Origin of the sequence: Sphingobacterium sp. UBA7625 (assembly GCF_002484085.1) — a bacterium.
Taxonomy (GTDB): domain Bacteria; phylum Bacteroidota; class Bacteroidia; order Sphingobacteriales; family Sphingobacteriaceae; genus Sphingobacterium; species Sphingobacterium athyrii.
Window position 1 is genome coordinate 207,485 of sequence record NZ_DLJD01000051.1, and the last position, 25,832, is coordinate 233,316.

Annotated in this window: 16 protein-coding genes; 7 read left to right on the plus strand and 9 right to left on the minus strand. The window is 41.6% G+C overall.

Translation table 11 applies throughout. The features are described from left to right. Window positions 1-417 precede the first annotated feature (417 nt). The 7 genes from recG to B4G94_RS28005 all read right to left on the minus strand — a co-directional run bounded on the left by recG (window position 418) and on the right by B4G94_RS28005 (window position 9,961). A complete protein-coding gene (recG, locus tag B4G94_RS21105; protein WP_286861750.1) occupies window positions 418-2,523 on the minus strand; it encodes an ATP-dependent DNA helicase RecG in 2,106 nt (701 codons plus the stop codon). A gap of 175 nt (window positions 2,524-2,698) precedes the next feature. Next, the gene (locus B4G94_RS21110) at window positions 2,699-3,109 is read right to left on the minus strand and encodes a hypothetical protein (RefSeq protein WP_286861751.1); all 411 of its coding nucleotides are present in this window, start codon (window positions 3,107-3,109) and stop codon (window positions 2,699-2,701) included. Window positions 3,110-3,316: 207 nt separating this feature from the next. Then, entirely contained in the window at window positions 3,317-4,987 is a 1,671-nt protein-coding gene (locus B4G94_RS21115; RefSeq protein WP_286861752.1) for a RagB/SusD family nutrient uptake outer membrane protein, read from the minus strand. 10 nt (window positions 4,988-4,997) lie between these two features. Next, on the minus strand, window positions 4,998-8,057 hold the full coding sequence (locus B4G94_RS21120; RefSeq protein ID WP_286861753.1) for a SusC/RagA family TonB-linked outer membrane protein: 3,060 nt from the start codon (window positions 8,055-8,057) through the stop codon (window positions 4,998-5,000). 460 nt (window positions 8,058-8,517) lie between these two features. Then, the gene (locus B4G94_RS21125) at window positions 8,518-9,429 is read right to left on the minus strand and encodes an EamA family transporter (protein ID WP_286861754.1); all 912 of its coding nucleotides are present in this window, start codon (window positions 9,427-9,429) and stop codon (window positions 8,518-8,520) included. A gap of 3 nt (window positions 9,430-9,432) precedes the next feature. Beyond that, a complete protein-coding gene (locus tag B4G94_RS21130; protein WP_165309308.1) occupies window positions 9,433-9,819 on the minus strand; it encodes a RidA family protein in 387 nt (128 codons plus the stop codon). A 10-nt stretch (window positions 9,820-9,829) separates the two neighbouring features. Beyond that, window positions 9,830-9,961, minus strand: a complete 132-nt coding sequence (locus B4G94_RS28005; RefSeq protein ID WP_310446321.1) for a DUF6728 family protein — start codon at window positions 9,959-9,961, stop codon at window positions 9,830-9,832. A gap of 222 nt (window positions 9,962-10,183) precedes the next feature. Here B4G94_RS28005 and nagA point away from each other — a divergent pair, with 222 nt between their 5' ends. From nagA to B4G94_RS21145, 3 genes are all read left to right on the plus strand, one after another. After that, on the plus strand, window positions 10,184-11,290 hold the full coding sequence (gene nagA, locus B4G94_RS21135) for an N-acetylglucosamine-6-phosphate deacetylase (protein ID WP_286861755.1): 1,107 nt from the start codon (window positions 10,184-10,186) through the stop codon (window positions 11,288-11,290). A gap of 208 nt (window positions 11,291-11,498) precedes the next feature. Further along, window positions 11,499-13,121, plus strand: a complete 1,623-nt coding sequence (locus B4G94_RS21140) for a glycoside hydrolase family 10 protein (protein WP_165309307.1) — start codon at window positions 11,499-11,501, stop codon at window positions 13,119-13,121. A gap of 214 nt (window positions 13,122-13,335) precedes the next feature. Further along, entirely contained in the window at window positions 13,336-13,890 is a 555-nt protein-coding gene (locus B4G94_RS21145) for an acyl-CoA thioesterase (RefSeq protein ID WP_286861757.1), read from the plus strand. Window positions 13,891-13,921: 31 nt separating this feature from the next. Here B4G94_RS21145 and B4G94_RS21150 read toward each other — a convergent pair whose 3' ends face one another. Then, window positions 13,922-15,217, minus strand: a complete 1,296-nt coding sequence (locus B4G94_RS21150) for a RagB/SusD family nutrient uptake outer membrane protein (RefSeq protein WP_286861758.1) — start codon at window positions 15,215-15,217, stop codon at window positions 13,922-13,924. 100 nt (window positions 15,218-15,317) lie between these two features. Beyond that, window positions 15,318-18,326, minus strand: coding sequence for a SusC/RagA family TonB-linked outer membrane protein (locus tag B4G94_RS21155; protein ID WP_286861759.1), 3,009 nt, complete (start codon window positions 18,324-18,326; stop codon window positions 15,318-15,320). A 314-nt stretch (window positions 18,327-18,640) separates the two neighbouring features. Here B4G94_RS21155 and B4G94_RS21160 point away from each other — a divergent pair, with 314 nt between their 5' ends. The 4 genes from B4G94_RS21160 to B4G94_RS21175 all read left to right on the plus strand — a co-directional run bounded on the left by B4G94_RS21160 (window position 18,641) and on the right by B4G94_RS21175 (window position 25,786). Continuing rightward, on the plus strand, window positions 18,641-21,718 hold the full coding sequence (locus tag B4G94_RS21160; protein ID WP_286861761.1) for a SusC/RagA family TonB-linked outer membrane protein: 3,078 nt from the start codon (window positions 18,641-18,643) through the stop codon (window positions 21,716-21,718). 4 nt (window positions 21,719-21,722) lie between these two features. Continuing rightward, on the plus strand, window positions 21,723-23,360 hold the full coding sequence (locus B4G94_RS21165) for a SusD/RagB family nutrient-binding outer membrane lipoprotein (protein ID WP_286861762.1): 1,638 nt from the start codon (window positions 21,723-21,725) through the stop codon (window positions 23,358-23,360). A 96-nt stretch (window positions 23,361-23,456) separates the two neighbouring features. After that, entirely contained in the window at window positions 23,457-24,107 is a 651-nt protein-coding gene (locus tag B4G94_RS21170; RefSeq protein WP_286861763.1) for an N-acetylmuramoyl-L-alanine amidase, read from the plus strand. 434 nt (window positions 24,108-24,541) lie between these two features. Further along, window positions 24,542-25,786 carry an exo-beta-N-acetylmuramidase NamZ family protein gene (locus B4G94_RS21175; protein WP_286861764.1) on the plus strand — a complete coding sequence of 415 codons (1,245 nt, stop codon included), beginning with the start codon at window positions 24,542-24,544 and terminating at the stop codon, window positions 25,784-25,786. Window positions 25,787-25,832 lie beyond the last annotated feature (46 nt).

A 25,832-nucleotide genomic window follows, 5' to 3' on the forward strand; every position in this document is an offset into this window, starting at 1 on the left:
TTTTGTGATTTTTGCTTACCAGGGCAACTCAAATAAGTAAGCGGTCAGTCGCCATCTTTTGCCTAGTAAAAGAAGGGGATATTTTCTATATCATGTTCATAATGATACAAAAATAAATAATTTTGATTTTATATACAAATGAATTGAGCGCTGTTCGCCTATAAGTTATTTATGACGGTTTGTTTACTTTATTGATCATCGGGTCTCAGGGGAATGGAACTCTAAAAGGTTGTATGTTACTTGGACGATGGTAGAGAATACCTTTGGTAGGTTCCTTGGATCTATTGAGGGCTGGACCACGTCAAATAGCTTATTGGATATTGATCTGAGTGGTTAATGGCATTGTCAGATGGATTGTGCTGAAGAATTATCGTTCTAATTTTGAATTTGAGCGGGTCAATGCTGCCTCGATGGTGATCAGGATATTTTGTCCCAGGCAATACCATCTGATTTCCGTGCCAAAAAGCTTCGGAGCAGGTAGTTTTTTTCGCTTTGAAGCATGGGGTCTTCTTTGAATATGGCTATCACGGTATTTCTGCAATCGGTCAATAAGGCCTGATCCGTGGCTAGGTTGGCCATCTTGAGGTCAAGTACGCCCGATTGCTGTGTACCAGAGATATCACCCGGGCCCCGTAGCTGCAGGTCAACTTCGGCGATTTCAAAGCCATCGTTGGTACGTACCATGGTATCAAGCCGGAGACGGCCTTCTTTGCTGAGCTTATTGCCCGACATCAGGATACAAAAGGATTGTTCGGCCCCACGCCCCACACGTCCCCGTAATTGATGGAGTTGGGAGAGACCAAATCGTTCGGAGTTTTCGATGACCATGACCGATGCATTGGGTACATTGACGCCAACTTCAATCACCGTTGTTGCCACCATGATCTGTGTTTCATGCTTCACAAAGCGCTGCATCTCAAAATCCTTATCTTTAACGGGCATCTTGCCGTGGACAATGCTGATCTTATATTGCGGAAGGGGAAATTCGCGCTGTAAATTCTCCAGCCCCGCTTCTAAATAAATCAAGTCCAGTTTTTCACTTTCTTTGATCAGTGGATAGACGAGATACACCTGTCTGCCTTTGGCGATTTCCTCACGCATAAAGCCAAACATGCGTAGGCGGGAGCTTTCAAAGAAGTGCACCGTCTTAATAGGCTTACGTCCTGCCGGGAGTTCGTCGATTACCGAAATATCAAGGTCGCCATACATGGTCATGGCCAGTGTCCGTGGAATGGGGGTGGCTGTCATGACGAGCATATGCGGTGGAATAACATTTTTGCGCCAGAGTTTGGCCCGTTGCTCCACACCAAAACGGTGCTGTTCGTCAATAACGACGAAGCCAAGGTTTTTGAATTGTACTTTGTCTTCAATCAGTGCATGGGTACCGATCAGGATGTCGAGCGAGCCATCTTCGAGCGCTTGATGGATCAGGCGACGTTCTTTGGTGCCTGTTGATCCCGTGAGCAGCTTGATGCTGACGAGATCATCACCGACAAGCTGTTTGAGTCCGTGGTAATGCTGTGTGGCCAAGATCTCTGTCGGTGCCATCATACAGGCCTGAAAGCCGTTGTCCACTGCGAGCAGCATGCTCATCAGGGCAACGACTGTTTTGCCGGAGCCCACATCGCCCTGCACCAGACGGTTCATCTGCGCGCCGGTATTGGTATCGATACGGATTTCTTTGATAACACGTTTCTGCGCCCCCGTCAACGGGAATGGAAGCCGCTCATTGAAAAAAGTGTTGAACCTTTCGCCCACTTTATTGAAGCGCTGTCCCCTGAATTTCTGCGTGTTCAGTTGTTTGTTGTTGAGCAGTTTGAGCTGGATGAAAAACAGTTCTTCAAATTTGATCCTTTTGATCGCCTGGTTCAATTCCTTTTGGTTGCTCGGGAAGTGAATGGAGGCTAAAGCCTGTTGGCGGGAAATTAACTGATGTTTTGCTAGTATTTCCTGGGGAATGCTTTCTTCGATGCTCCGAAATACGGTCTCCAAGGCCGTCTGTTGCAAGCGTTGGATGCCCTTGGTGTCCAGATTGAATTTTTTGAGTTTCTCGGTGGAGGAATAGACGGGTTGTAAGCTCATATTGCCCGCCTGCTTGACCTGTGGATTGTACAGGTCCATTTCGGGATGGGTAATGGACAGCTGTCCATTAAATTCGCTGGGCTTGCCATAGATAATATAGGCCGAACCTACTTTCAATGACTTTTGGAGCCAAGGAATGGACTGGAACCAGACGAGTTCCATGGAGCCGGTTTCATCCTTGAATGAGCCGACAAGGCGCTTGGTCCTTTTTTCGCCCACGAGCTGTAAGGAAACCAGCCGCCCCAAGACCTGTGCTGCCATCATATCGGGGTGCAGCTTCCGTATCTTGTGGAATTCTGTACGGTCGATATAGCGGAAGGGGTATTGGGTCAACAGATCACCAATGGTAAATACCTGTAACTCTTTTTTGAGCACATCTGCCTTTTGGGGACCTACACCTTTGAGGTATTCTATTGGGGTAATTAAACTTAATTCAGCCATTCTTCTCGAATGGCTAAAATACGAAAAATTTAATTTTTTAGGATTTATATACTTCTACAAATGGCTTGCCATCCCTGCATTGAACTGATTTTTTCCGCTTTGTGCCGCGGGTCTGGTATGTTGTTTTTTACGCTCAATGCATTTAGATTCATAAAGTTTTCTGTTTTGAATCAGTTTATTCGTACTTAATCGTGGCTTTTCCTTCCTTACAGATGACATCAAGCGGTTTTCGATAGGGAATGCAATTGATCCTTGGAGCCATCATAGGCTGGTATATTTCCATCAGCTTATTATAATCATTGATCATGTTCTGTAAGGTCGTTTTATCAACGGAACGGTGGTAGGGGATATGATTGGTGCCACATACGGTCTGGATGTCTATTATTTTCCAATCGTCTGGATCAGTACATTCTTTTGGATTGGCCAGCGCAATAATCTTATTGTATTTTTCATTTGAGAGTACCTCCAGTTCTTTTTCAGTTTTTTCTTTATAGGGATTTTCCAGATGAGATTCGGATTTACAGACCACAAATAGCATGCTGCATGCGAGCAAAGAGGTGAAACCTAAGATTGACAAATTTTTCATAATTGCGTGTTTGGTTTAGTCAGATAACGGACAATTTTAAGCGATTGCTACATCATTATTTTGAAATTTCTCTATGGTGAGATTTTAAGTAATATGGCTGATTTGATGAAAGAATAGTGATTTCTTTCAATATAACAAGTTAAAAACCACAAAAAAAGCGGCTTAACGTTGTCGTTAAGCCGCCTTAATATAGCGAAAAAATCAGTTTTAGAAATTTCCTTTTGCGACGTCCCACCAAAGTCTGGTGCCGCCATTGTCAGGACCACCTAACAGAGAAATTGCGGTTTGCACTTCGGCTGCGTTTGTATTATATTCATTCTGAGGGAACGGTAAACGACGTATCTGTATTTTGGTGTCAATCAGTCCACCGCTGTTGTTGACAACAACTGGGAATAGACGTGGATATCCTGTGCGGCGGAATTCACTCCAGGCCTCTTGTCCTTCAGGGAATATTGCCAACCATTTTTGTGTGATAATACGTTCTAATTTTTCTTCGTTAGATGCACTTTCATTCCATTTGATCGTCAAGGAACTCGGTGAATCAGCATTGTTTTCTGCATTGAAAGGATCCTCGTAAGCTGCTGCTTTACTTGTGTTGTCATTGAGGTAAGTGCTTAGACCCGATGTTACACCCCATTGAGTGAAAGATGTCTCTACACCTTTTTCATACAGGGATTGCGCTGTTCCACCCGCGTTGTTCCAACCTCTCAATGCTGCTTCCGCACGAAGGAAGTAAACCTCAGCTGCAGTCATTAATATCGGTGCCGTTGTCGCTACGAAAGTCGGTGTTGTACCTTCGGTATTCAAAGCCGATAGCTTTTGGTATTTATCCTTTTCGATACCTTCAGCACCTGTACGAATTCCGATGTATTTACCAGCGAAAGCTGTTGTTGTCGCATCTTTAGCCACGGGAGCCATATATTTGGAAATACGCGGGTCCTTTAACCCAACCATATACGACGAAAGTGTTGCATTGATACGCGTATCAGCCCAGTTTTTGGAAATAAACCAAAGCGGGTTGCTATAGGTTCCGTCTGCTGGAACTGTGATCTTGAAGTTGTCGCTATTACTCTCCATTACACCTCCGTTTGCAGGATCCAACGCTTTTTCAGCTTGTGTTTTTGCTAATGCTGCATCAACTTTTACCAAGCGCATTGCCAAACGTAGACGCAATGAATTGGCAATTTTTAACCAATTTTTAAAACGGACCTGATTATCGGAATTAGGAAATACAAGATCGATCTGGTCGATTTTAGCCGCCATTGGACTATCCGCTTTGTACGATTTCAAGGCCGTTACAGCCTCATCGAGCTCTTTGAAGAAAGCTGCATATACATCGGATTGATTGTCGTATGGTACAGTGTTGGAGGTACCTACTTTACTATAAGGAATAGGGCCATAGATATCTGTAACACGGCTGGCAGCTGCTACTTTGATGACCAATGTCGAACCCCATAATGCTGGATATGTTTCTGCAAGTCCATTGCCTTTTAACTTTTCAATGGATTTGATAACGTTAAGATAAAGCACTTTAAATGGTTCACCATTCCAGCCGTTCACCATGGCATAATTCAGGTTGTTCTGACCGCTATTAAACGGCGTGGGAGACATGAAATAGCCCGAAAAAACGTCTGCATTCAGATTTTGTTGTACTTGATAAGAATTAGGGTCTCCCGCACCGGAGAAATTGTAAATAGACATTTGTGCATTTTTTAAAAAGAGCACAAGATCTTGTCCGTCCCCCTTTAAATCTTCATCCGTAAGCCCAATATTGTTTTTGTTGTAATCCTCAAAATTCTTTGTACAGCTGGTCATCGTTCCTCCAAGAAGTAACATGGCCAGGGAGAATTTGTATATATATTTGCTATTAAATTTCATTGTTGATCGTTTAGAAAGTTGCATTTAGTGTAAGTCCGTAATTGCGGGTGGCAGGCATCATAAAGATATCTACACCACTCAGCGAATTGCCTGTTGACATCGTTACTTCAGGGTCAAATGGAGCCTTTTTAGAAATGTAGAATAGGTTTCTTCCTACAGCATTGACGCGCAATTTTTTGAAGAAACTGTCTTTAATATTGAAGTCATAGCCGAAAGTCAATTCACGCAGTCTCACGACCGTTCCATCGTAAATGTATTGGCTACTGACAGGACCTATACCTCCTGTTGATGTGTACCATTTCTCTGCATCGACGACAGCAACAGGAGTTCCATTCGGTGTAACACCGTTTACGGCAACGCCACCATTTGCACGAGCAGCTCCACTTGCTTCTGATACGCCATAACCATCCATGACAGACTGAGTAATAGACATAACATCGTAATTAAATTTGCCGTCAATCAAGAAACTTAAATTGAAGTTTTTATAATTGAAACTGTTATTCCAGCCCATTTGCCAAATTGGATTCGAATTTCCTAGCTTTGTATAAGCGTTGGTTTTTTGAGGAATACCATCTTCTGAAATAATAATCCTTCCTTCAGCATCCCGTACAAAATCCTGTCCATAGATATCGCCAAAAGAACCGCCTACCTCAAGTTTGGAAGCAAAGTTGTTTTGATTTTCACCAGTTAAACTAAACTCAGGAACAGCATCAGCTAGTTTTTTTATCTTGTTTTTATTGTAGGTGAAGTTGATACTTGTTGTCCATTTGAAATCATCATTTCTAATTGCATCTAATGATACCAATGCTTCAACTCCTTGGTTTTGGATGTCACCGGCATTAATCGCATATTGTTGATTTAACGAAGCTTGGCTCGCAGCGACTTTGAAGAACTGGTTCGTTGTGTTTGTTTTGTAGTACGTAACATCTACATTCAAACGATTGTTCCACATGCGCCATTCCGTTCCAATTTCAAAAGATTTCGTTTTTTCGGGCTTTAATGTTTTCAAGAACGCAATGTCATTTACTGTCAATACAGCGTATGGATTCACCGTGTTTGTTAATAAACTCGTGTAAGGAGGCAAATCATTGCCCACTACTGCATACGAACCACGAATCTTGGCCATATTGACAAACTCAGGTAAGTTTAATTTGTCATTCAATACAATACCCAAGCCTGCAGATGGGTAGAAGAAAGACTTTGTACCTGTGAAAGCTAATGTACTGGACCAGTCATTCCTCGCCGTCAGATCCAAATAAATCCAGTTGTCGTAGGCCAAGTTTGCTGATGCAAATACCGATTGTAATTGTCTACGATTAGCCGATAATGTAGATGTGACAGGCGTTGTTGTATTTTGGATAAAGAATTGATTTGGGATTTTTAACCCGTCAATACCTGTATTAAAATCTACACCTTCGGTTTTCCAGTCGGTGATGCTTGTTCCGACCAATCCTGTGATCTGAAACTTATCGCTGACATTAAAATTCATGTTGGCAACAACATCACCGTATTGTTGTGTAATGGTGGTATTTGTATAATTGTAATTACCATTTAATTTTCCTAGGGGATTTGGTGTGCTCGCATAGACTTTACGGTCCCAAACCTCTGAGGTGCGATCGACGCTTCCCCTAGCCTGAATACTGATCCATGGCGCTACTTTATATTTTGCACTACCATTTAAAAGCAAACGGTTGCGGGTAGAGCTTGTTGGATTCCTGTTGACGATCCACCATGGATTTTGTTGTGTTGTGGGACTATCACTTAGGCTGAACCAGTTTTGTTCATTAAGGTTGCGGCTTGTATTGAACGTTTCGTAATTTTTGTAATCTGCGATATTTAGGCTACGAGGTAATAGATAGGTTCCAACCAATGGATTGTAATAAAAACCTGAAGAAGGTGCATTATCCAATTTTTGGGTAATGTAGTTGGCGCTACCTTCAACGGTCAACTTATCATCGAAGAATGTAGCACTTTCTTTAAGATTGAAGTTGTGACGCATCAGGTCATTTTCTGGAAGTATACCTTTAGCAAGGGTATTTGCATAAGAGAAGTACGTTTGATTTTTTTCGTTACCTCCGGATAATGTCAATGAATTGGTGAAGTTGCTACCTGTGCGGAAAAATTCACCTACATTGTCGTAGTTGGCACCATTGGTTTTGTCTCCCCAGCTAAATACACTGGTATTACTGTTCTTACCACCTGAACCTTGACCGTATTGGCTTTGGAATTTAGGCGTGGATACCGCTTGTTCTATCTGCGCACTTGACGAGAAGTTGATCGTTGTGCGGCCTTGCTTGCCTGATTTTGTTGTTACCAAGATAACACCGTTGGCAGCTTGGCTACCGTATAGTGCCGCTGCAGATGCTCCTTTTAATACAGAGATGTTTTCGATATCTTCTGGGTTGATCAATGAAATAGGGTCGCCACCATCACGCTGTCCACCGAAGACATTGTCTGGCTGGCTCGCTAAAGTCTGGTTGTTGATCGGGACACCGTCGACAACATATAATACCTGGTTGTCGCCGGAAGCCGATTTATTACCACGTAAAATGACTTTCGCGGAACCACCTGGTCCTGATGAGCTGGAAGCGATATTGACCCCTGCTACCTTACCGTTCAGGTTGTTGGCTAAATTGGTACTTTTTACCTTGTTCAGTTCATCCCCGTTGACCTGTTGGGTAGAGTAAGTCAATGATTTCTGTGCACGGCTGATACCAAGAGCGGTGACAACAACACTTTCTAACTGTTGCGTCTGCTCATCCATGCTTACTGTAATTGTGGTTTCGCCCGGTCCGAGTGTAACGGTTTTATTTTCGTAACCGATGGTGCTGATATTCAGAACACGATTTTTATCGTCTACATTGATCTGGAATGCACCTTTGCTGTCTGTAGAACTAGCTGTTGATGTGCCTAGTACTTTGATCGTAGCACCCACAAGTGGAGCTTTTGATTTCGCGTCAACAACCGTCCCTTTCACTTGGCTGCTTTGCGCATGAAGTAAAGATGCCGAAAAGAGCATTGTCGGAACAATACTCAACATCCTTAGTGTAGTGTATAATTTGTTATTCATATAGTATATGTGTTATATTCAGTTTTATATACATATTTTTCATAACAGTAGATTTTTTACCACGGTAATGGGCTAATTCCATTTAGCATGTCGGTTAGGAAAATGTATTGAATATGAATGGAAAGCAAAATCAGTGATTATTGTCTGCTATTCAATACTGAAGTGATGGAGCAAAAGGGGGTGTGATTCCCCTTAAATTGAGCACTAATTTACTACTGTTGATGAAAAATCAAAAATTTTGGTAAACAAAGTTGATACAAATGCGAAGAGGTGTTTTGTAAGTTATTGTGTGTGAGGTTAATGTGTTTTGTCATTTTTTGTTCCTTGCTGGAAATGTATCTTCCTTTCAAAGGAAAAGTGAATAATCTGGCTTATTACCTTTGCAGTTAATGGTGATAAGCCAGATTATTTATAAAGATTTAATTCCACCAGGTGTAGTTGACCTTTGGTTACAATGACTTTAATTTTTCCTGGTCTGGCGGAAATTGATACTATTGAAAAGGACGATTGCCATCAATATAATTCCATAAGCCAGATATTTGATGAAGGGAACAGGCTCCTGAAAATAGGTCGCTGCCAAGGTGAAAGCGATGATTGGATTGATGTATAGCAATACACCTGTGGTGGTAGAGGAAATACCAATCAAGGCGTACATACTCAGAAATAGTGGAATAATGGTAAATATAACTGCAATCAGTATGATTGTACCCCAAAAGACAGGATCTGTGGGGATCTCATGATGATTGTAGACCAGTCTGGGAATTACAAATAACGCGCAGATGCTCAATTGGATAGCCAACTGATTGAGTTTGTTGAAACCAGTAGACACGCGCTGTACAATAAGATAGAAGGCATAACAGGTGGCGATGGTCGCTGCCCATAGCACATCATGCAGCGATCCTTTGGCTAATAGACATACACTGCCAAAGGCAATGAGGAGAGCCACCTTCTGAATTGGACGCAGTTCTTCTTTTAAGATGAAATAGGCTGCCGCCGCTGTAATCAGCGGGCAAGTTAGATAGGCCAGAGCTGCGGACTGGATACTGATGTGGTTGACGGCATAAATATAGGTGAACCAGTTGCCGAAGATCAGCAGGGAAGCAAGGACAGTAAGGCTGGTCTGCCGAATTCTTCTTTTTTTTGAAAGCTCCCTGAACTTCTGAATATCCAAGCGTAACGTCTTCCGTTGGAAAAGCAGGAGATAGAGCCAAAGTGCGGCCAAGGCCGTTACGATCCTAAAATATAGAATGTCCTCGGCAGGATATTCCCGTATCCACCGAACGGGAATGGACATGAATCCCCAAATGAAGGGAGCCAAAAAAGCCGCGAAAAGATATTTTCCGCGGCTTACAGTTTCGTTGTTATTTTCCACGGATTAATCTTTCCAGGCAATTACCGAAATCTCGACATTGACATTCTTCGGTAATGTCTTCACTGCCACGCACTCACGTGCAGGTTGGGCTTCCTTGAAATATTCTGCATAAACGTCATTAACAAGGCTAAAGTTGCCCATGTCGCTTAAAAAGATGGAGGCCTTGACGACATCCTGAAATGTATAACCAGCATGTGTTAAAATGGCTTCGACATTTTTCAATACCTGATGCGCTTCATCTTTTACGCCCGATGAGATCAGCTCCATTGTTTCAGGAACAAGTGGAATCTGTCCGGAAACATAAAGGGTATTACCTGCCTTAATCGCTTGATTGTAGGGGCCTATTGCTGCAGGAGCTTTGTCTGTATTGAAGATCTCTTTTTTTGACATGGTTGCTAGTTTAGGATGAAAAAAATATTTTATAGATCAACCCCAATAAAAAGACAATAATGGCCGTTGCATTAATGATATGCATGGCTTTAATGCTGCCATTTGTGGGGCGATCGGCATTGCGCTTTCTGAAAAAGTACATGGAACTAAGTTACGACAGTAAATTAAAAAGTTAAAATTAAAAAAGTAAAAATTTTGGGATAGCGCAAAGACAAATCCTAACTTTAACTGGAGAAGGGTAAAGGCAAATTTTTACCAGGAAGAATTGCAGGGCGTGAAGGTCTGTATGGCGTATGAATATATGCTATGGTGCCAGCGCTAGGATCTAAACGCTAAAAGCGGATAACATGTAACAATTATTTTAATGAAAAAAATGGCATTGACTGGCGGTAAGATCTATACCGGCACAGAAATTATAGAGCACAGAGCATTGCTCCTGGATGAAGGAAAAATTGTAGGCATCGTCAATGAGCAGGATCTCCCAGAAGGATATCAACTGCTTGATGTCAAAGGAACCAATATTTGCGCGGGCTTGGTCGACCTGCAATTGTATGGTGATGGTTCGGATTTGTATTCTGCCGAACTTACCTTGGACTCTTTGGAACGGATCTCCAACGGGCTGATTGATAAAGGGACGACTTCCTATATGATGACTTTGGCAACAAATACAATTGCGGTATTCAAAGAGGCTATTCGCGTTGCGGAGGATTATCATCATGATGCCTTTTTAGGTCTGCATTTGGAAGGGCCCTTTCTGAATGCAAAAAAAAGGGGAGCTCATCCCGAAGAACTGATTATAACGCCAACAAAGGAAAGGATCGAAGAGCTGCTACAGGGAAATAATGTTGTCAGGATGATGACGATTGCACCTGAATGTTTTTCGGACGAAGTGCTGACGTATTTGCAAGGTTATCAGCTGCTGCTCAGCGCTGGGCATAGCAATGCTACTTTCGAGGAAGGAACACATGGTTACGATTCGGGAATTCCGACAAGCACACATCTGTTCAACGCCATGTCACCATTGCACCATCGCGAGGTGGGTTTGGTCGGTGCTATTTTTAACCATCACAAAGCCTGTGCGAGTATTATTGTCGATGGACATCATGTCAGCTTTGAAGCTGTAAAAATCGCCAAACGGCAAATGGGCGAGCGTTTATTTATGATTACGGATGCCGTGGCGGCATGCAGTAAGGGGATTTATCAGCACGTATTGAACGATGGCTATTACGCCTTGCCGGACGGAACAATTTCGGGTGCGGCAATTTCCCTGTTTGAAGGAATCAGAAACTGTGTGGAACAGGTTGGAATTCCCCTGGATGAGGCGATCCGGATGGCTACGACTTATCCGGCTAAGCTATTGCAGCGAAGGGATATCGGGAATTTAAATGCTGGTAGCATGGCCAATGTCATCGTATTTACGGATGACCTCAGGCTGGAACATGTTATCTTTAAAGGAGAACTACGTTATTGATCTCCGGATTGCAAGAGTTTTCAGCTAGCATGAGTTTATAAATTGAATTAGATTGCTTCATAACTGATAATGAAGTATATGCTGTTTCTTTTCATCCGATAGAAATATCTTTTTAAAGCGGATGGGTGACTGCTAAATTTCTTTTCTATTGAAATTTAGCTTAGTTTTGGGGGTTAGTTTGAAAAAAAACATAATATTCTATAGCTTGATGAAACGTTCCTTATTATTTTTAACTACGGCACTCTTTCTTTTGTCTTCTTGTTCTTCCAAGAAAAATAAAAAGCAAGAACCTGTAAACACAAATACCAATGTTGAAATTGTAAAAAAAGATCCCCCTTCAGTTCCGAAGCGAGAGCGGATGAAAAATACGATAGAGACAAAAGAACAGCCTGCGGTTGAAAAAAAGAAGGATATCGTTGTTGATCTTCCACTTGTGCCCCGTGAGTTTCGTGCGGCCTGGGTTGCTTCTGTAGCCAACATCAACTGGCCGAGCAAAAATAATCTCAGTACTGCCGAACAGCAGCAAGAAGCGATTGGTATCCTCGACTTTTTGAAGACTAATAATTTCAATGCAGTTATCTTTCAGGTGCGTCCTTCTGCAGATGCTTTTTATAAGAGCGATCTCGAGCCATGGTCGTATTTTTTGACGGGAACGGAGGGGCAAGCACCGTCACCCTATTATGATCCACTTGAATTTTGGGTTGAACAGGCGCACAAAAGGGGAATTGAACTTCATGTTTGGTTGAACCCCTACCGTGCACACCATACTGCAGGAGGAGCGGTGACTTCGGCTTCGATGGCGCGTAAAATGCCAGAGTCTGTGGTAAAGCTAAAACAGGGTTATTACTGGTTTGATCCATCCAAACAATCGACGCAAGAACATGCGGCACGTGTTGTGATGGATATCGTTAAGCGTTATGATATTGACGGGGTGCATTTCGACGATTATTTTTATCCCTATGCCGAATATAATGGTGGACAAGATTTTCCGGATTCGGACAGCTATAATGAGTTTAAACGCAACGGTGGAACCTTGTCACGTGGTGATTTTAGAAGAAACAGTGTAAACACGTTTATTGAGCGGATCTACAAGGATATAAAAAGGGAAAAAAACTTCGTGAAATTCGGTATTAGCCCTTTTGGGATCTGGAAGCCGGGATATCCTGCCGGAATTCAGGGATCGAGTCAATACGATATGTTATATGCAGATGCTAAATTGTGGTTGAATAAAGGCTGGATAGATTATTTCGCGCCACAGCTTTATTGGCCTATCCAACCGGCAAAGCAGAGCTATACGGCTTTATTAAAATGGTGGGAAAGTGAGAATACAATGGGGCGGCATCTTTGGCCGGGTATTAATACAGTCGGAAGACGTGGCCCTGAATATGTGCAGGAGATTGTGAATCAGGTTGCCGCAGCACGTAATATTTTGCCGGATAACCGCAATGGCGTCATCCATTGGAGTTTGGCCGGACTGATCAAAAATCCAGCAATGACGCAGGCGCTGGTGGAAGGGCCTTATCAATCTAAAGCTTTGGTTCCGCCAAGTCCATGGCTCAATGCAAACCCTTTGTTGAAGCCGACGTTGCTACTGACGCCACAAGGAAATAATATGTTCTTAAAATGGCAACATCAGCAAATTGACCAAGTTGCGAAATGGGTATTATACCTGAATTATGGCGGCGAATGGAAATATGAGATCTTGGAACCTGGAGTAACGACGAAAGATGTACCAACGGCATTGAATAATAAAAAATTGCAGTATGTTGCGGTAAAGGCTATTGATCGGTTGAGCAATGAAAGCCCTTATATCGCTGAAAAAATTAAATAAAGAGTTTTTGTACTATTTGGAAAAGGGGTATCTGAGATTTCGGATATCCCTTTTGCTTTTTTTATATCTTATCGGATCATCTTATTGGTCTGACATGTGCTTCTATACCGAATGACAGAACGTATTTGTCTTTTTTAGATCACAAATGTTGGTATTTGTTGAAACACAGTGATTTTGTTTTGATTTTTGGCCTGTCCAAAGTAAATTTAGGGATATGGAAGAGATTTATAAAACCGTTAGTGAGTCGGTGATTCGAATTTCACAGTTGATGTTGCCGTCCAACGCTAATTTCGGCGGAAAGATTCATGGCGGATATATTTTGTCGTTGATGGATCAAATAGCCTTTGCGGTAGCGTCTAAGTTTTCGGCACATTATTGCGTCACAGCCTCTGTTGGCAAGGTTGATTTTTTGAAACCGATAGAGGTAGGAGAGCTGGTCACGTTAATTGCATCCGTTAATTACGTTGGCAATTCATCGATGGAAGTGGGAATCCGTGTGGAGGCCATGAATATTCAAACGGGTGAAACGAAGCATTGTAACTCCTCTTATTTTACCATGGTCGCTAAAGATGAAACGGGTAAACCTGCCCGTGTGCCCCGCTTGATCCTGGAGACGGAAAAGGATGTGTTTCGATTTTATCGCTGTGTAGTCAAGATGGAAGTGGACAAAGAGCGTGATCGTGCGATTCATGACCTCGAAACGGATTCAGCCGAGCAACAAGCTTATATTAAAAAACATTATGATGTGAAGATCCTATTAAAAACGTAATGGGCCATCTTATTGTGATAGCCCATTATGTTTAGATTGCCGGATCTGCAGGTGTATTCGGATTGCCGATTCTCTCCTGATCCGGATAAGGATAGAAATTTCGGTTTCGTTCTGTTGTATTTTGTGGTGGGGCAGGACGGTCAAATCGTCTGCTATCCTCCAGTCGTAAACCTGACATAAATAATTCCGCGCAGCGTTGTTTATAGACTTCGAGCAGCAGGTCGTTTTTGTTGACGGCTCCAGTGTATGCGGGTAATCCGGCATTGACGTTGAACAGGTCGCCGGCCGTTTGTGTACGTACTTCGTTGATCAGATCGCGTGCCTCTGTCAATGAACCGTTGTTCCGTAATAAGGCTTCGGCTTTGATCAGTTTCATTTCGTCAGGTAAGTAAACGGGAACTTCTCCGTTTTGTGTTTCGGAAAAACCTTTAAGCTGGAGTGTTGTGCCATTAAGTTTAGTGTAGAAGTCAAGACGTTTATCGCCAGTTTCAAATAGACCTGTCGGGAGGCCTAAGTTTTCCCTAACGACGTAATATTTCAAAATACTGGTTTGATTCCAAAGCGGGTTAACACTTATTGCTGTGTAGGTGAATGTACTTTTCTTCGTTAAATCAACAAGGTTAGCTTCGTTGTAGGCCTGTTGGTAATTTCCGGCCATGAGATTGAAGCGGGCATTGAAAGCGTGTAGGCAATTCAGCAAGTTAATGGTTGAGCCGGTTACCGTCGATGTAAATTCCGATGATATGGGCGTTTGTTGCACCAGGGCAATTGCTGTGTTCAAGGATTTGATTGCTTCCGCAAGAACAGCTTGTCTATCAACGAAGGTCACTTTGCCATCCTTTTGAGTCTGTGTATTAGCTTTCTCAAAACTTGTTGCCAGTGCGCCAAGTGCTATTGCTCTGTATAAGTGGGCATTTGCCAATATGCCAGATAGTGTTCCGCCAGTTAAGGTGCTGATGGATGAAGCATTGTTCAGTACACTTTCACTCATACCAAGTAGTTTTTGCATACTGGACCACAATGTCAGAATATTTCCGTTTGCTGTGGGTAATTCGGTGCCACCGGCTTCAAGTTCTAACGTATTGGTAAATGTGGCAACGCCTTTGAGCTCACGTGCTGTGACCGCGGGGTAAAAATAAGTTGCGGCTATCCCATTTGTCGAATAGTACATCTGTAAACCCGCGCTAATGGCAATGATCCCTTCCCGAGTTGTTGGGACAGCACTTCCACTTGGTTGATTTATATTGGGGACATCCATTTTACAGCTATTAAGACTCATGGCCAGTGCTGCAAATAGTAATAATTTATAGTTGAAAATCTTTTTCATTGAAATATTTTTTAAGGATGATAAGACAGCAGCGAATGAATTTTATGTATTCAACGATCTGTGGGTGTCTAAACATCATGGTTATCCTATAGTTGTTACGTTAAAATGTTAGGTTAACGCCTGCAATGACCTGCCTTGGGAGTGGGACTTCGACAAAATCGAATCCACGGACGGCATTGCTCTGGCCTGCAGCATTAACTTCAGGATCCCAGCCGCTATAATTGTCGAAAGAGAATAAATTGCGGCCAGCTAGAGAAAAACGGATATTTTTAATCTTTGAGTTTGGACGTGCCCAATTGTAAGATGCTGACACTTCTCTTACTTTGACGAAGGATCCTTTTTCAATCCAGTTTTCCATAATGGAGAATAATGCTGCTGAAGTACCTTTAGGAACCTCACCTCTCAATTCTGGTTCATAGCCTGCAAGGCCACCATATAGGTCACGGTCACCGACACGTCTGGTAAAATTAAATACGTCCTGACCTACTACCGCATCAAGCTGGGCCCGGAAGGTCCATCTTGATCCAATATTGATTTCGTTGATCAAGGATCCAGTCCAGTCCGGATTAGGGTCGCCAATGACTTTTTTAAGTGTGGCGCCTGTAGGGACACCATTGTTGTCTTTTCCAACTTTGGCTGTTGTCGGAAGGCCAGCCGCATTGTGATAAATGGATCCATCCTCATTTCGAGCAAAGTAAGTCGCGTAGAAGGCTCCTAAGGGGGATCCGTTGACCGCAGCCACTTGTCCGAATCCGGCAGTGTACATTAATATTCCTCCTGGGACATTATTGACGACGTTTTTGTTATGGGAGTAAACAGCTGTAATATTCCATTTGAAGTTCTCTTTTAATACAGGAACCCCACGCAATAGAAATTCCATCCCCCGGTTGGTCATTGTTCCAATGTTTGCGTATTGGGACATATAACCTGTGGAAGGTGTCAAGTTGATGTTCATAAGGAGGTCTTTGACATTTTTTCGATAATAGGAAAACTCTAGCCCTAAACGATCATGGAACATGCTGAGGTCTGTCCCTACTTCGAACTCTTCCTGACGTTCGGGTTTTACTCCTTCATTGCCCATGAGGTCCGTGGGAATGATTCCATTAATGCCGCCAGTGTTCAGCGGCGAATAGTTGGTGTATCTACTGAAGGGGCTCAATGCGGTAAGGTTTCCCGATTGACCATAAGAGGCCCGGATCTTAAAACTTGAGAGAACATTGTTGATGGCCGAATTCTGCCAGAATTGTTCATTGGATAAGACATAGCTTCCGCTTACCTTTGGATATAATTGGCTACGATTCTCGCTTCCAAAAACAGAGGACATATCATAGCGAATAGCACCTGTTAAATATAGTTTCTCTTTGATCCCGAATGTCTGTTGGAAGAAGGCCCCGAAAATATTCATATCAGAGCGGAGTTCCGTTGGTACAACGACGCCATTATTGACTGTTTCACCGCCATATCCCATTTGTGTGGCCTTCATGTTGGTCGACATGTTTTTTTCAGTTTGAAAAGTTAGACCCGCACCGGAAGTCGACTCCAGCCATTCACCGATCTTTGTCTGGTAAGAGGCATTAAAATCGTTGTTTAGCATGAAGGTGCTGATGTCTGCACGCTGTGCGTAGCCCTGCTCGTAGGATGGGGTTGTGTTCCCTGGTGGGATGTAGGCTGTCCCGAGAGAATTGGCGTTGTCAAATCCCAAGATGTAATTCAATGTTAAGCCCTCTAGCGGTTTGGCCTGTAAGGATAGATTTCCAATAAAGCGGCTTGTACGTTGAGCGAATTTAAAATTATTGATCGCTTCCAATGGATTTGTCCGTTTAACAACATTGACAGGTGTTGTGGAAGGGTATTTCCCGTTTGGGTCTCGTTCGGGATTAATAAAATTATTGCTGAAGATAAACCCAGTCAATGCACCATAGGCTTCATTCATGCCGCCATTGGGCATTTCATTGGAATGACTATATACGTAATTCATTCCGGCACCGAGTTTTAGCCAGGAATTTAGGTCTTGGTCTAAACGTGCGCGGAGTCCGCCACGGGTAAAATCCGTATTCTTAATAATTCCCTGATTATTGAGGTAATTGCCACTGATATAGTATTTTGTACCTGCCGTACCCCCGGACATAGAAATGTTATTATCGGTGCCGATACCGGTCTGAAAAATTTTGTCCTGGTAGTCGTATCTTGTGACATCAGTTTGCGTCAGATCGGTAGCGGTTGTATTGACAAATGTTTTGTTATAGGTGTTGTACGGAAGTTTTTTTCGTAAAGAAGAGGTTTTCAGGCTTGAGCTAAAGGTAAAAGTAGGTTTTCCTTCTTTTCCCTTTTTTGTTGTAATCAGCACGACACCATTGCTGGCCCGGGAACCATAGATGGCCGCCGCTGCGGCACCTTTGATAATCTCAAAGTTTTCAATGTCAGCGGGATTGATGTCGACCAATCTGTTCTGACTATAGCCACCTAGGTCCAATAGCTCCGCAGAAGAGTTGTTGACAATAACACCATCCACGATATAGAGTGGACTGCCACTCCCAACGATGGAACTAGGGCCACGCAACTGTACGCTGATACCGCCGGCAGGGTTCCCGGAGTTTTGAGAGATTAGTGCGCCGGCGACTTTTCCGGTTAAGGCCTGGTCAATGGAGGTTGCATTACTATTGGCAATATCTTTTGCGTTGACGGTCGATACTGCGTTTCCCAAGACTTTACGGCTTGTTCCAACTGTGTTGCCGATGACAATTACCTCATTCATCCGCACTAAGTCTTCCTGCAGACTCGGAGCGAGGATAAGGGTTGTCTGGTTGCCCAGTTCGATACTGGTGGTGGTCGGCGCATAGCCAACATTGGACAACAGGAGATCATACTTTCCGGGATTGACAGACGTGGTCAAGGTAAACTCGCCGTTTGCATTGGTGCTGACGGTCTGGTTTGTCCCTTTGAGTTTGATGGTTGTTCCAGGGACGGATTGTCCGGTGCGGGAATCGGTGACTTTGCCTTTTATCGTGTAATTCTTTTGCTGTGCGAATGCCATGGAGCTTGCTCCAAGCATCATTAATAGCGCATAATAACGATAAGGCACTTTGCTGGTTAGTAAGTGTTTTATCATAAAAGTGGGGTTTTAGTTCAATAGGTCGCCTATTGTGGTTTTATTTGATATAAATATAGAGTTTTAAATGATCTCTCGGTATGGTTTTGTATTTTTTTTGCTACAATTTGCGGTTTTATGTGTTTTTGGTGCTTCTTTATCGGTTTTTTGGTTGTCGATGTATGCGATAGTTCGTTTATTTTTATTTCTTTTCCAAATACTTATGCATAAACTTGCATAACTACGTCACTTTTTATAGTATTGTAATATAATTGGTAAAAACCTCGGGCTGGAATCTCCCGTTATGATCAGTTATGAACAACTAACTAAATACCATGAATAAAAAATTACTCTTAATCTGCTCAGGAGTGATGCTATCTACCAGTTTATGGGCACAGACCAAAACAGTTACTGGTAAAGTGACGAATGCCTCAGATGGTGGATCGATGGCAAATGTTACGGTAAGCATCAAAGGTAAACCTGTCAGTACACAAACTAATCCAGATGGAAGTTTCACAATTAAAGCCGAGCCCGGAGATATTCTAATTTTTAGGGCCGTTGGTTCTAAAGAAAAACAGCAGCTTGTGGGTGCAGATGGTACTGTCAACATTGCTCTTTCGGGGAGCGAAGAAGCCTTGGAAGAGGTGGTTGTAACGGCGATGGGGATTAAAAAAGAGAAGAAAGCGCTAGGTTATGCTGTTCAGGATATCAAGTCTGATGAATTGATGAAGAATAAGAATCCTAATGTAATCAATTCGTTGAATGGAAAGATCGCTGGTGTTAACGTGACCAATTCTGGTGGTGCTCCAGGTGCTTCAGCTAATATCGTAATTCGTGGGGGGACGTCACTTGAGCGTGATAATCAACCTCTTTTTGTGATTGATGGCATTCCAATGGATAATTCTACTGGCCAAGGAGATAATTCGGCCTTTGATGGTAATCAAAGTATTTCCACAACTAATGGGAATAGAGCATTAGATATCAATCCCGAGGATATTGAATCGATGTCCGTTTTGAAGGGGCCAGCGGCGGCGGCGTTGTATGGCTTGCGCGCAGCGGCGGGAGCTATTGTGATTACAACTAAAAAGGGGCAAGAAGGAACAACAACAGTTGGTATCAATTCAAGATTTGGATTAAATTGGGTGAACAAGTTGCCTGAGCAACAATCAAAATTTAAAAAGGGGTCTTATTATAATGGGTCTTTTATAGATGAAACGATCGAATCTTGGGGTGATCCTTTTGCTGGTGAAAATGTATATAACAATATGAAGGATTTTTATCAAACAGCACATATGTTTGATAACTCCTTCAATGTCTCAGGAGGAAATGCTAAAGGGAATTTTTATTTATCTGGCTCAAATCTATATCAATCAGGAGTCGTGCCGACGACCGATTTTAAAAGATCTACTATTCGGTTTAATGGAGAGCAGAAGCTAGGGATTTTTACTTTCGGAGCAAATGCTTCATATTCAAATAGTAATACCAGAAAAACATTGACCGGTTCTGGTCTTTGGGGGGCAGGTGGTGCAGGTTATATGGAGGGTGTTTTAATATGGCCTAGAAATTACGATATGCATGACTATCTGAATACGGATGGAACAAACAAGTATCTTCTACCTAATTTGGAGCCAGAAAATAACACGGATAATCCATATTGGACTATTAACAAAAACCCGCAATCTGATAAAACCGACCGGTTGTTGGGAAGTGTTTATACCAATGTTAAGGTAACAGATTGGTTTGATATTACCTACAGGCTTGGTATAGATAATTATACCAGTCAATTTAACTCCATGTTATATCCTGGTTCGAGTGTTAAAATTGCTTGGCAAAATGGTATGATGTCTAATACCGATAAGAAATACCAATATCTAAATAGCAATTTGATGTTGAATTTTAAAAAACAGATCAATGATTGGGATTTTAATTTATTGTTAGGGCAGACCGCTGAAGATTGGAAGACAAAATCTACTTCATTGCGTGCTGAAAACTTTGTTTTGAAGGGGTTTGAAAGTTTGAACAATGCAGATCATGCGGATCAGTATTTTAACCAAAATTTCATGAACAGACGGTTAATGGGAATTTATGGTGATCTTAGAGTTGGTTACAAAGGTATAGCTTATATTAGTGTAACGGGACGTAATGACTGGGCATCAACATTACCAAAAAATAATCGTTCATTTTTCTACCCTTCAGTTTCAGGAAGCTTAATTTTTACTGAATTATTTGAGAAAAACGATATCTTAAGTTATGGTAAAATTCGGTCTTCATGGGCGTCGGTAGGTAAAGATACCAATCCTTATGTGACCAATACGTATCTATTTGGGCCTGAACTTACCATTGGCGGTGGATTCAGAAATAATTGGACCAGAGGTAATGATCAACTGATTCCAGAAAAAACAAACTCATTTGAGGTCGGTACCGATTTGAAGTTTTTGAAAAACCGTATAGGCTTGGAGTTTACTTATTATAATACCTTGTCCAAAAATCAGATCCTTCAGCCGCGTGTTTCCAACGCAACTGGCTATATCCTTAGTTACTATAACATAGGTGAATTGGAGAATAAGGGTTTTGAATTGTCGTTGTCTGGTTCTCCCGTAAAAAATGAGAATTTTGAATGGTCTACGATGTTAAATCTGTCTCATAATAATGGAAGGGTGAAAGATCTATTACAGGGGTTGGATATTTTATACGTAACCGATGTGCAGGTAGGCACTGGTAAAGCAGCTTCGTATAATAACGGAGATTTTATGGCAATAAGTGGTTCCAAGTGGCAAACAGATGAGCATGGAAACTTGTTGCTCGATTACAATACTGGGATGCCTTTGACCTCTACTTCGACAACAACTTATATCGGGAATAGGGAGCCAGACTTTATTGGGGGTTTTAATAATAGTTTTAAATATAAAAATTGGGATCTGAATTTTCTTTTTGATTTTAGAAAAGGTGGTGATGTTTACAATGCTAGCGAGTATTTAATGACTGTGAATGGTATGAGTAAAGTGACTGAAAATAGGGGAGAAACTATTCATTTTTCTGGTATGTCATTAAATCCGAATACAAAACAATATGAGCATATAGAAAGGGATGTCGTTGCATCTGAAGTGTACTATAAAGATGTATACTCAAAGCATACTCCAAATTTTGTGCAAAATGTAAATTGGTTCCGTTTACGCTCTGCCTCGTTGACTTATTCACTTCCAAAGGATATTCTCACGAAATCTAAATACATTAGAGGCGCTTCTTTTACGTTGACTGGGACTAATTTATGGCTGTTGACAAATTATAAAGGGGTTGATCCTGAAACGAGTGCTGCAGGGGCGGGAGTTACTGGTTCGGGGTCGGTTGGAATCGACTATGCAGGTGTTCCTTCCACAGCGGGATTTACATTTGGTGTTAATCTAAAATTCTAAAGAGATGAAAAAAATTGTATATATAATTTCTGTAGGTGCATTGATATTATCATCATGTAACAAATGGCTGGATATTAATGATAATCCAAATACGGCTAACTCAACAGTGCCAGCTGCAGATCAGCGGTTGCCCTCTATTTTAGCTCAATTTGCAGATGCTTATGAAAGCGGGGGGACAAGAGCGGCACATATTACACAGCAACTAGCCAACGTATATAGTGGTTCGGCTAGAAATTATAATTTGTCGCGTTGGTTTTCTGATGCGTCTGCTGCGAATTGGCCCTGGCAAGCTTGGTATGTTAATACAGCTGTTAACTTAGAACCAATGGCGCTTGCAGCGGAGAAAGTCGGGGCTTACCATTATATTGGTGTAGGAAAAATTATGAAAGCTTGGGGTTTTGGATATATTGCAGACTTTTATGGTCTGGCGCCCTATAAAGATTTTGACAAAGCGGATAATATTACACCTAGTTTTGATGATGCGGAGTATATTTATAGTCAAATTATACCGTTGCTGGATGAGGCCGTCAGTGATTTAAATAAAACACAAGGACCAGCTGCTCCGCCTCTGTCAAAAGGAGATACTTATAATGCTGGGGATGTAAATAAATGGATTAAGTTAGCCTATGGTTTAAAGGCTAGATTTTTGTCGCACTTAAATAAAAAATCTACTTATAATCCTGATGCTATTTTGGAGGCTTTAGAAAAAGCAGCAAAAACTGCCGCTGAATCCACGGTTTATCAATATGTGGATGACCCAAATGTATCATCAGATAATACTGATAAAGCAGCCTTGCAATATGTGAATACTTCTGCATCAACACGGGTTACGCAGCTTTATATTGATTATATCACCAATAATTATACAGGAGCGCCAAGTGGAAATAATAATATGTTGGATCCTCGTTATTCTTTGCTGATCCCTCAATCTCAGGAAAAAGATGGTAGTTTTAGATTTACTAAAGGAGTAGATATGAGTTCGAATATAGTGTTATCCGGGCCAGCTTCATATACTTATACAGAAAAGACCAATTCCTTCACAAATAAAGATTCTATTTATATCGCCCTGAGGGAGAGTAAGGCGGCTAACGGACGTGTTTTGTCAACTGGAACTTGGTACAATCACAAAGGATCAAAGGGATTATTTGTGACTGGTGCAGAAATGAAATTTATTGAGGCGGAAATTCGGTTGAGAAAGGGGCAGAAGGACTTGGCCTTATTGGCTTATAAAGAGGGTGTAAAGATTCATATGGAATTAATGGGTATTGGAGTATCGGAAATTACTAAATTTTTAAATAGTTCTTCTGTCGTGCAGGATGCTAATAAGTTAACGATGAGTCATGTGATGATTCAGAAGTATATTGCATTATCTTATTCTCCTGAACAATGGGTGGATCTGCGCAGGATGGATTATTGTACTGATGGAAATGGAAATTACAATGAACAATTGGGTGTCTACAAAGGGTTTAAACGAGTGCCCCATGTGTATACTCAATCTTATCCAAATCCAACAGATTGGCCGCGCCGTTTCGCTATGGCTAGTTATGAACTGAATTTTAATAAAGCTCAGTTGATAAAAGCTGCGCCTACTGCTGAACTTCCTACTTATTTGAACGAACCTATTTGGTGGGACAAAAAGTAACAAAATTTAGATCTTTTTAAAGGCTTGAAGGTTTTCTTCAAGCCTTTTTACTGGTGTTGTGGTTGTCCGCTTAAATTTTAAAATTATTAGATTTGTATGATGAGATCATTTTTGTTATTCTTTTACTGTCTGTTTGCGACAGTTTTGTTTGCTCAATCGCCCAAAATAGTTCAAAAGCCGATCACTTGGAATCAGGAGCGTATACAATTATCCCTGGATTATTTGAAAAATAGGCATGGTTTAAACCAGTCTGCACCGACAATACAGCCAAAAATGGTTGTCGTTCACTGGACTGCAAACAATAGTGTGAAAGCAACATTCAACACGTTCAATCCGGTGAAACTGCCGGGAAGACCCGAACTGACAAAAGCCAGTGCCCTAAATGTCTCTTCCCAATATGTCATTGACCGTGATGGAACGATCTATCAATTTTTGCCCGACACAATTTTTGCCCGACATACTATTGGACTCAACTACTGTGCGATCGGTATCGAGAATATAGGTAGCCGTCAGAATCCCTTGACTGATGCCCAATTAAAAGCAAATGAAGAACTTATTCGTTACCTCAGTAAGATGTATCCCATTGAATATGTGATCGGTCATCATGAGTACCAGCGTTTTAAAAAGACTTCCTGGTGGAAAGAAACTGATCCAAAATATATCACTGGAAAAGATGATCCGGGGGATAAGTTTATGCAGCGATTGAGAAAACATCTTGCTAACCTGAAATTAAACCCTCTGCCTTAATTTGACTTTCTCTTATAAAATCGGATTTTATAAGCTGTTTGCTTTTTTTTGCGCAAACAGTGAGGGCATGTGCTTAATGTGACAGCCTTATTATATACTTTGCAGGTTTGCCGTGTCATGCTGTATTGTTAAAGAGTTGTTAAATATAAATCTTGCTATTTTTTTCTGTTGTTTTATATATAGATAATTAAATAATGTATTGCTTTTAATTATCTGTATATAAGGCTTATGTGTCTTTAAGATTGATTTTTTTTTGCTTTCCAAGTTGCGGATTTAACACTCCTTTTTTTTATTATTTGTAAGTGTTCACTTACTTTCTTTTGCGTTTTTATAAGGAATTTTGTTTTAAAAACGAAAACTTCTACTTACTTTTATTCTGATTTTCAATTATTCATGCATAAAACTGCATTTATGTATGAGCAAATAGTCTATTTATGATGAAATATACCTTACTAATGTTAACCTGTGTGGTCTCTCTTCTTTCTCTAGCCTCTTGTGGTCAAACACGAAGATCTGTTCAGGTGGGCGATAAGAATGCGATTGGCACTGTGAACGATATTGCTGGTGTTGCTGTTACTCCCGGAGCTGATCAATTATCGTCTTATTTACCGCAGCTAAAAGGTAAGAAAGTTGGTATTATGGGGAATCAAACTTCCATCGTGGGGGTGGATAAAAGGCACTTAGTGGATATTCTGCTTGAAAATAAAGTGGATCTGAAGTTTGCCTTTGCTCCAGAGCATGGTTTTCGTGGTAATGTTGAACGTGGAGAGAAATTTGGTAATGATGTGGATCAAAAAACTGGATTGCCTTTGTTTACCCTGTATGGAGGAAATAAAAAACAAGATTCAATTGTCAATTCCATTGATGTGATGATTTTTGATTTACAAGACGTCGGTGCACGTTTCTATACGTATATTACTTCCTTGCACCGTGTTATGGAGTTGTGCGCAAAGCACAATAAGAAGTTGATTGTGCTGGATCGTCCCAATCCAAACGGTGATCAGGTAGATGGTCCTGTGCGGCACGACGATAAATTTAAGTCTGACGTTTCCTGGCATAAAATTGCTATGATCCACGGTTTGACCATTGGTGAACTCGCGCAGATGATCAATGGGGAAAAATGGTTGGAGAATGGGCGTCAGGCTGACCTAGAGATCATAAAAGTTCAAAACTGGGACCATAAGAAGATGTATGACTTGCCTGTAATTCCATCTCCGAGTTTACCTAATCAGCTTTCCGTGCGTCTGTATCTGTCTTTATGCTTGTTTGAAGGTACGGATATCTCTGTAGGCCGTGGTACGGACTGGCCCTTCCAAGTGCTGGGCTATACAAATCCAGTCTATGGGTCTTTCACTTTTACTCCAGGAGAGCGACATGGTATGTCGAAGCATGTGGAAGGAAAAGGCGCGACAAACTACGGTATAGATCTGCGTGATCTGAATCCTGATAATCAAAAATTTACACTAAAATATCTTTTAGACTTCTATCAGAAAACACCAGACAAGTCCACTTTTTTTGCGAGACCTGAGTTTTTTGACAAGCTGGCTGGCACAGATCAACTGCGCAAGCAAATTATTGCGGGGGAGTCCGAGGTGCAGATCCGGGATTCTTGGGCTACTGACTTGAAGGTTTACAAAGAAATGCGTAAAAAGTACTTGCTGTACAACGATTTTGAATAACGAATAACTAACAATATTAACTAAAATCATTTATTTTAAAACTCTA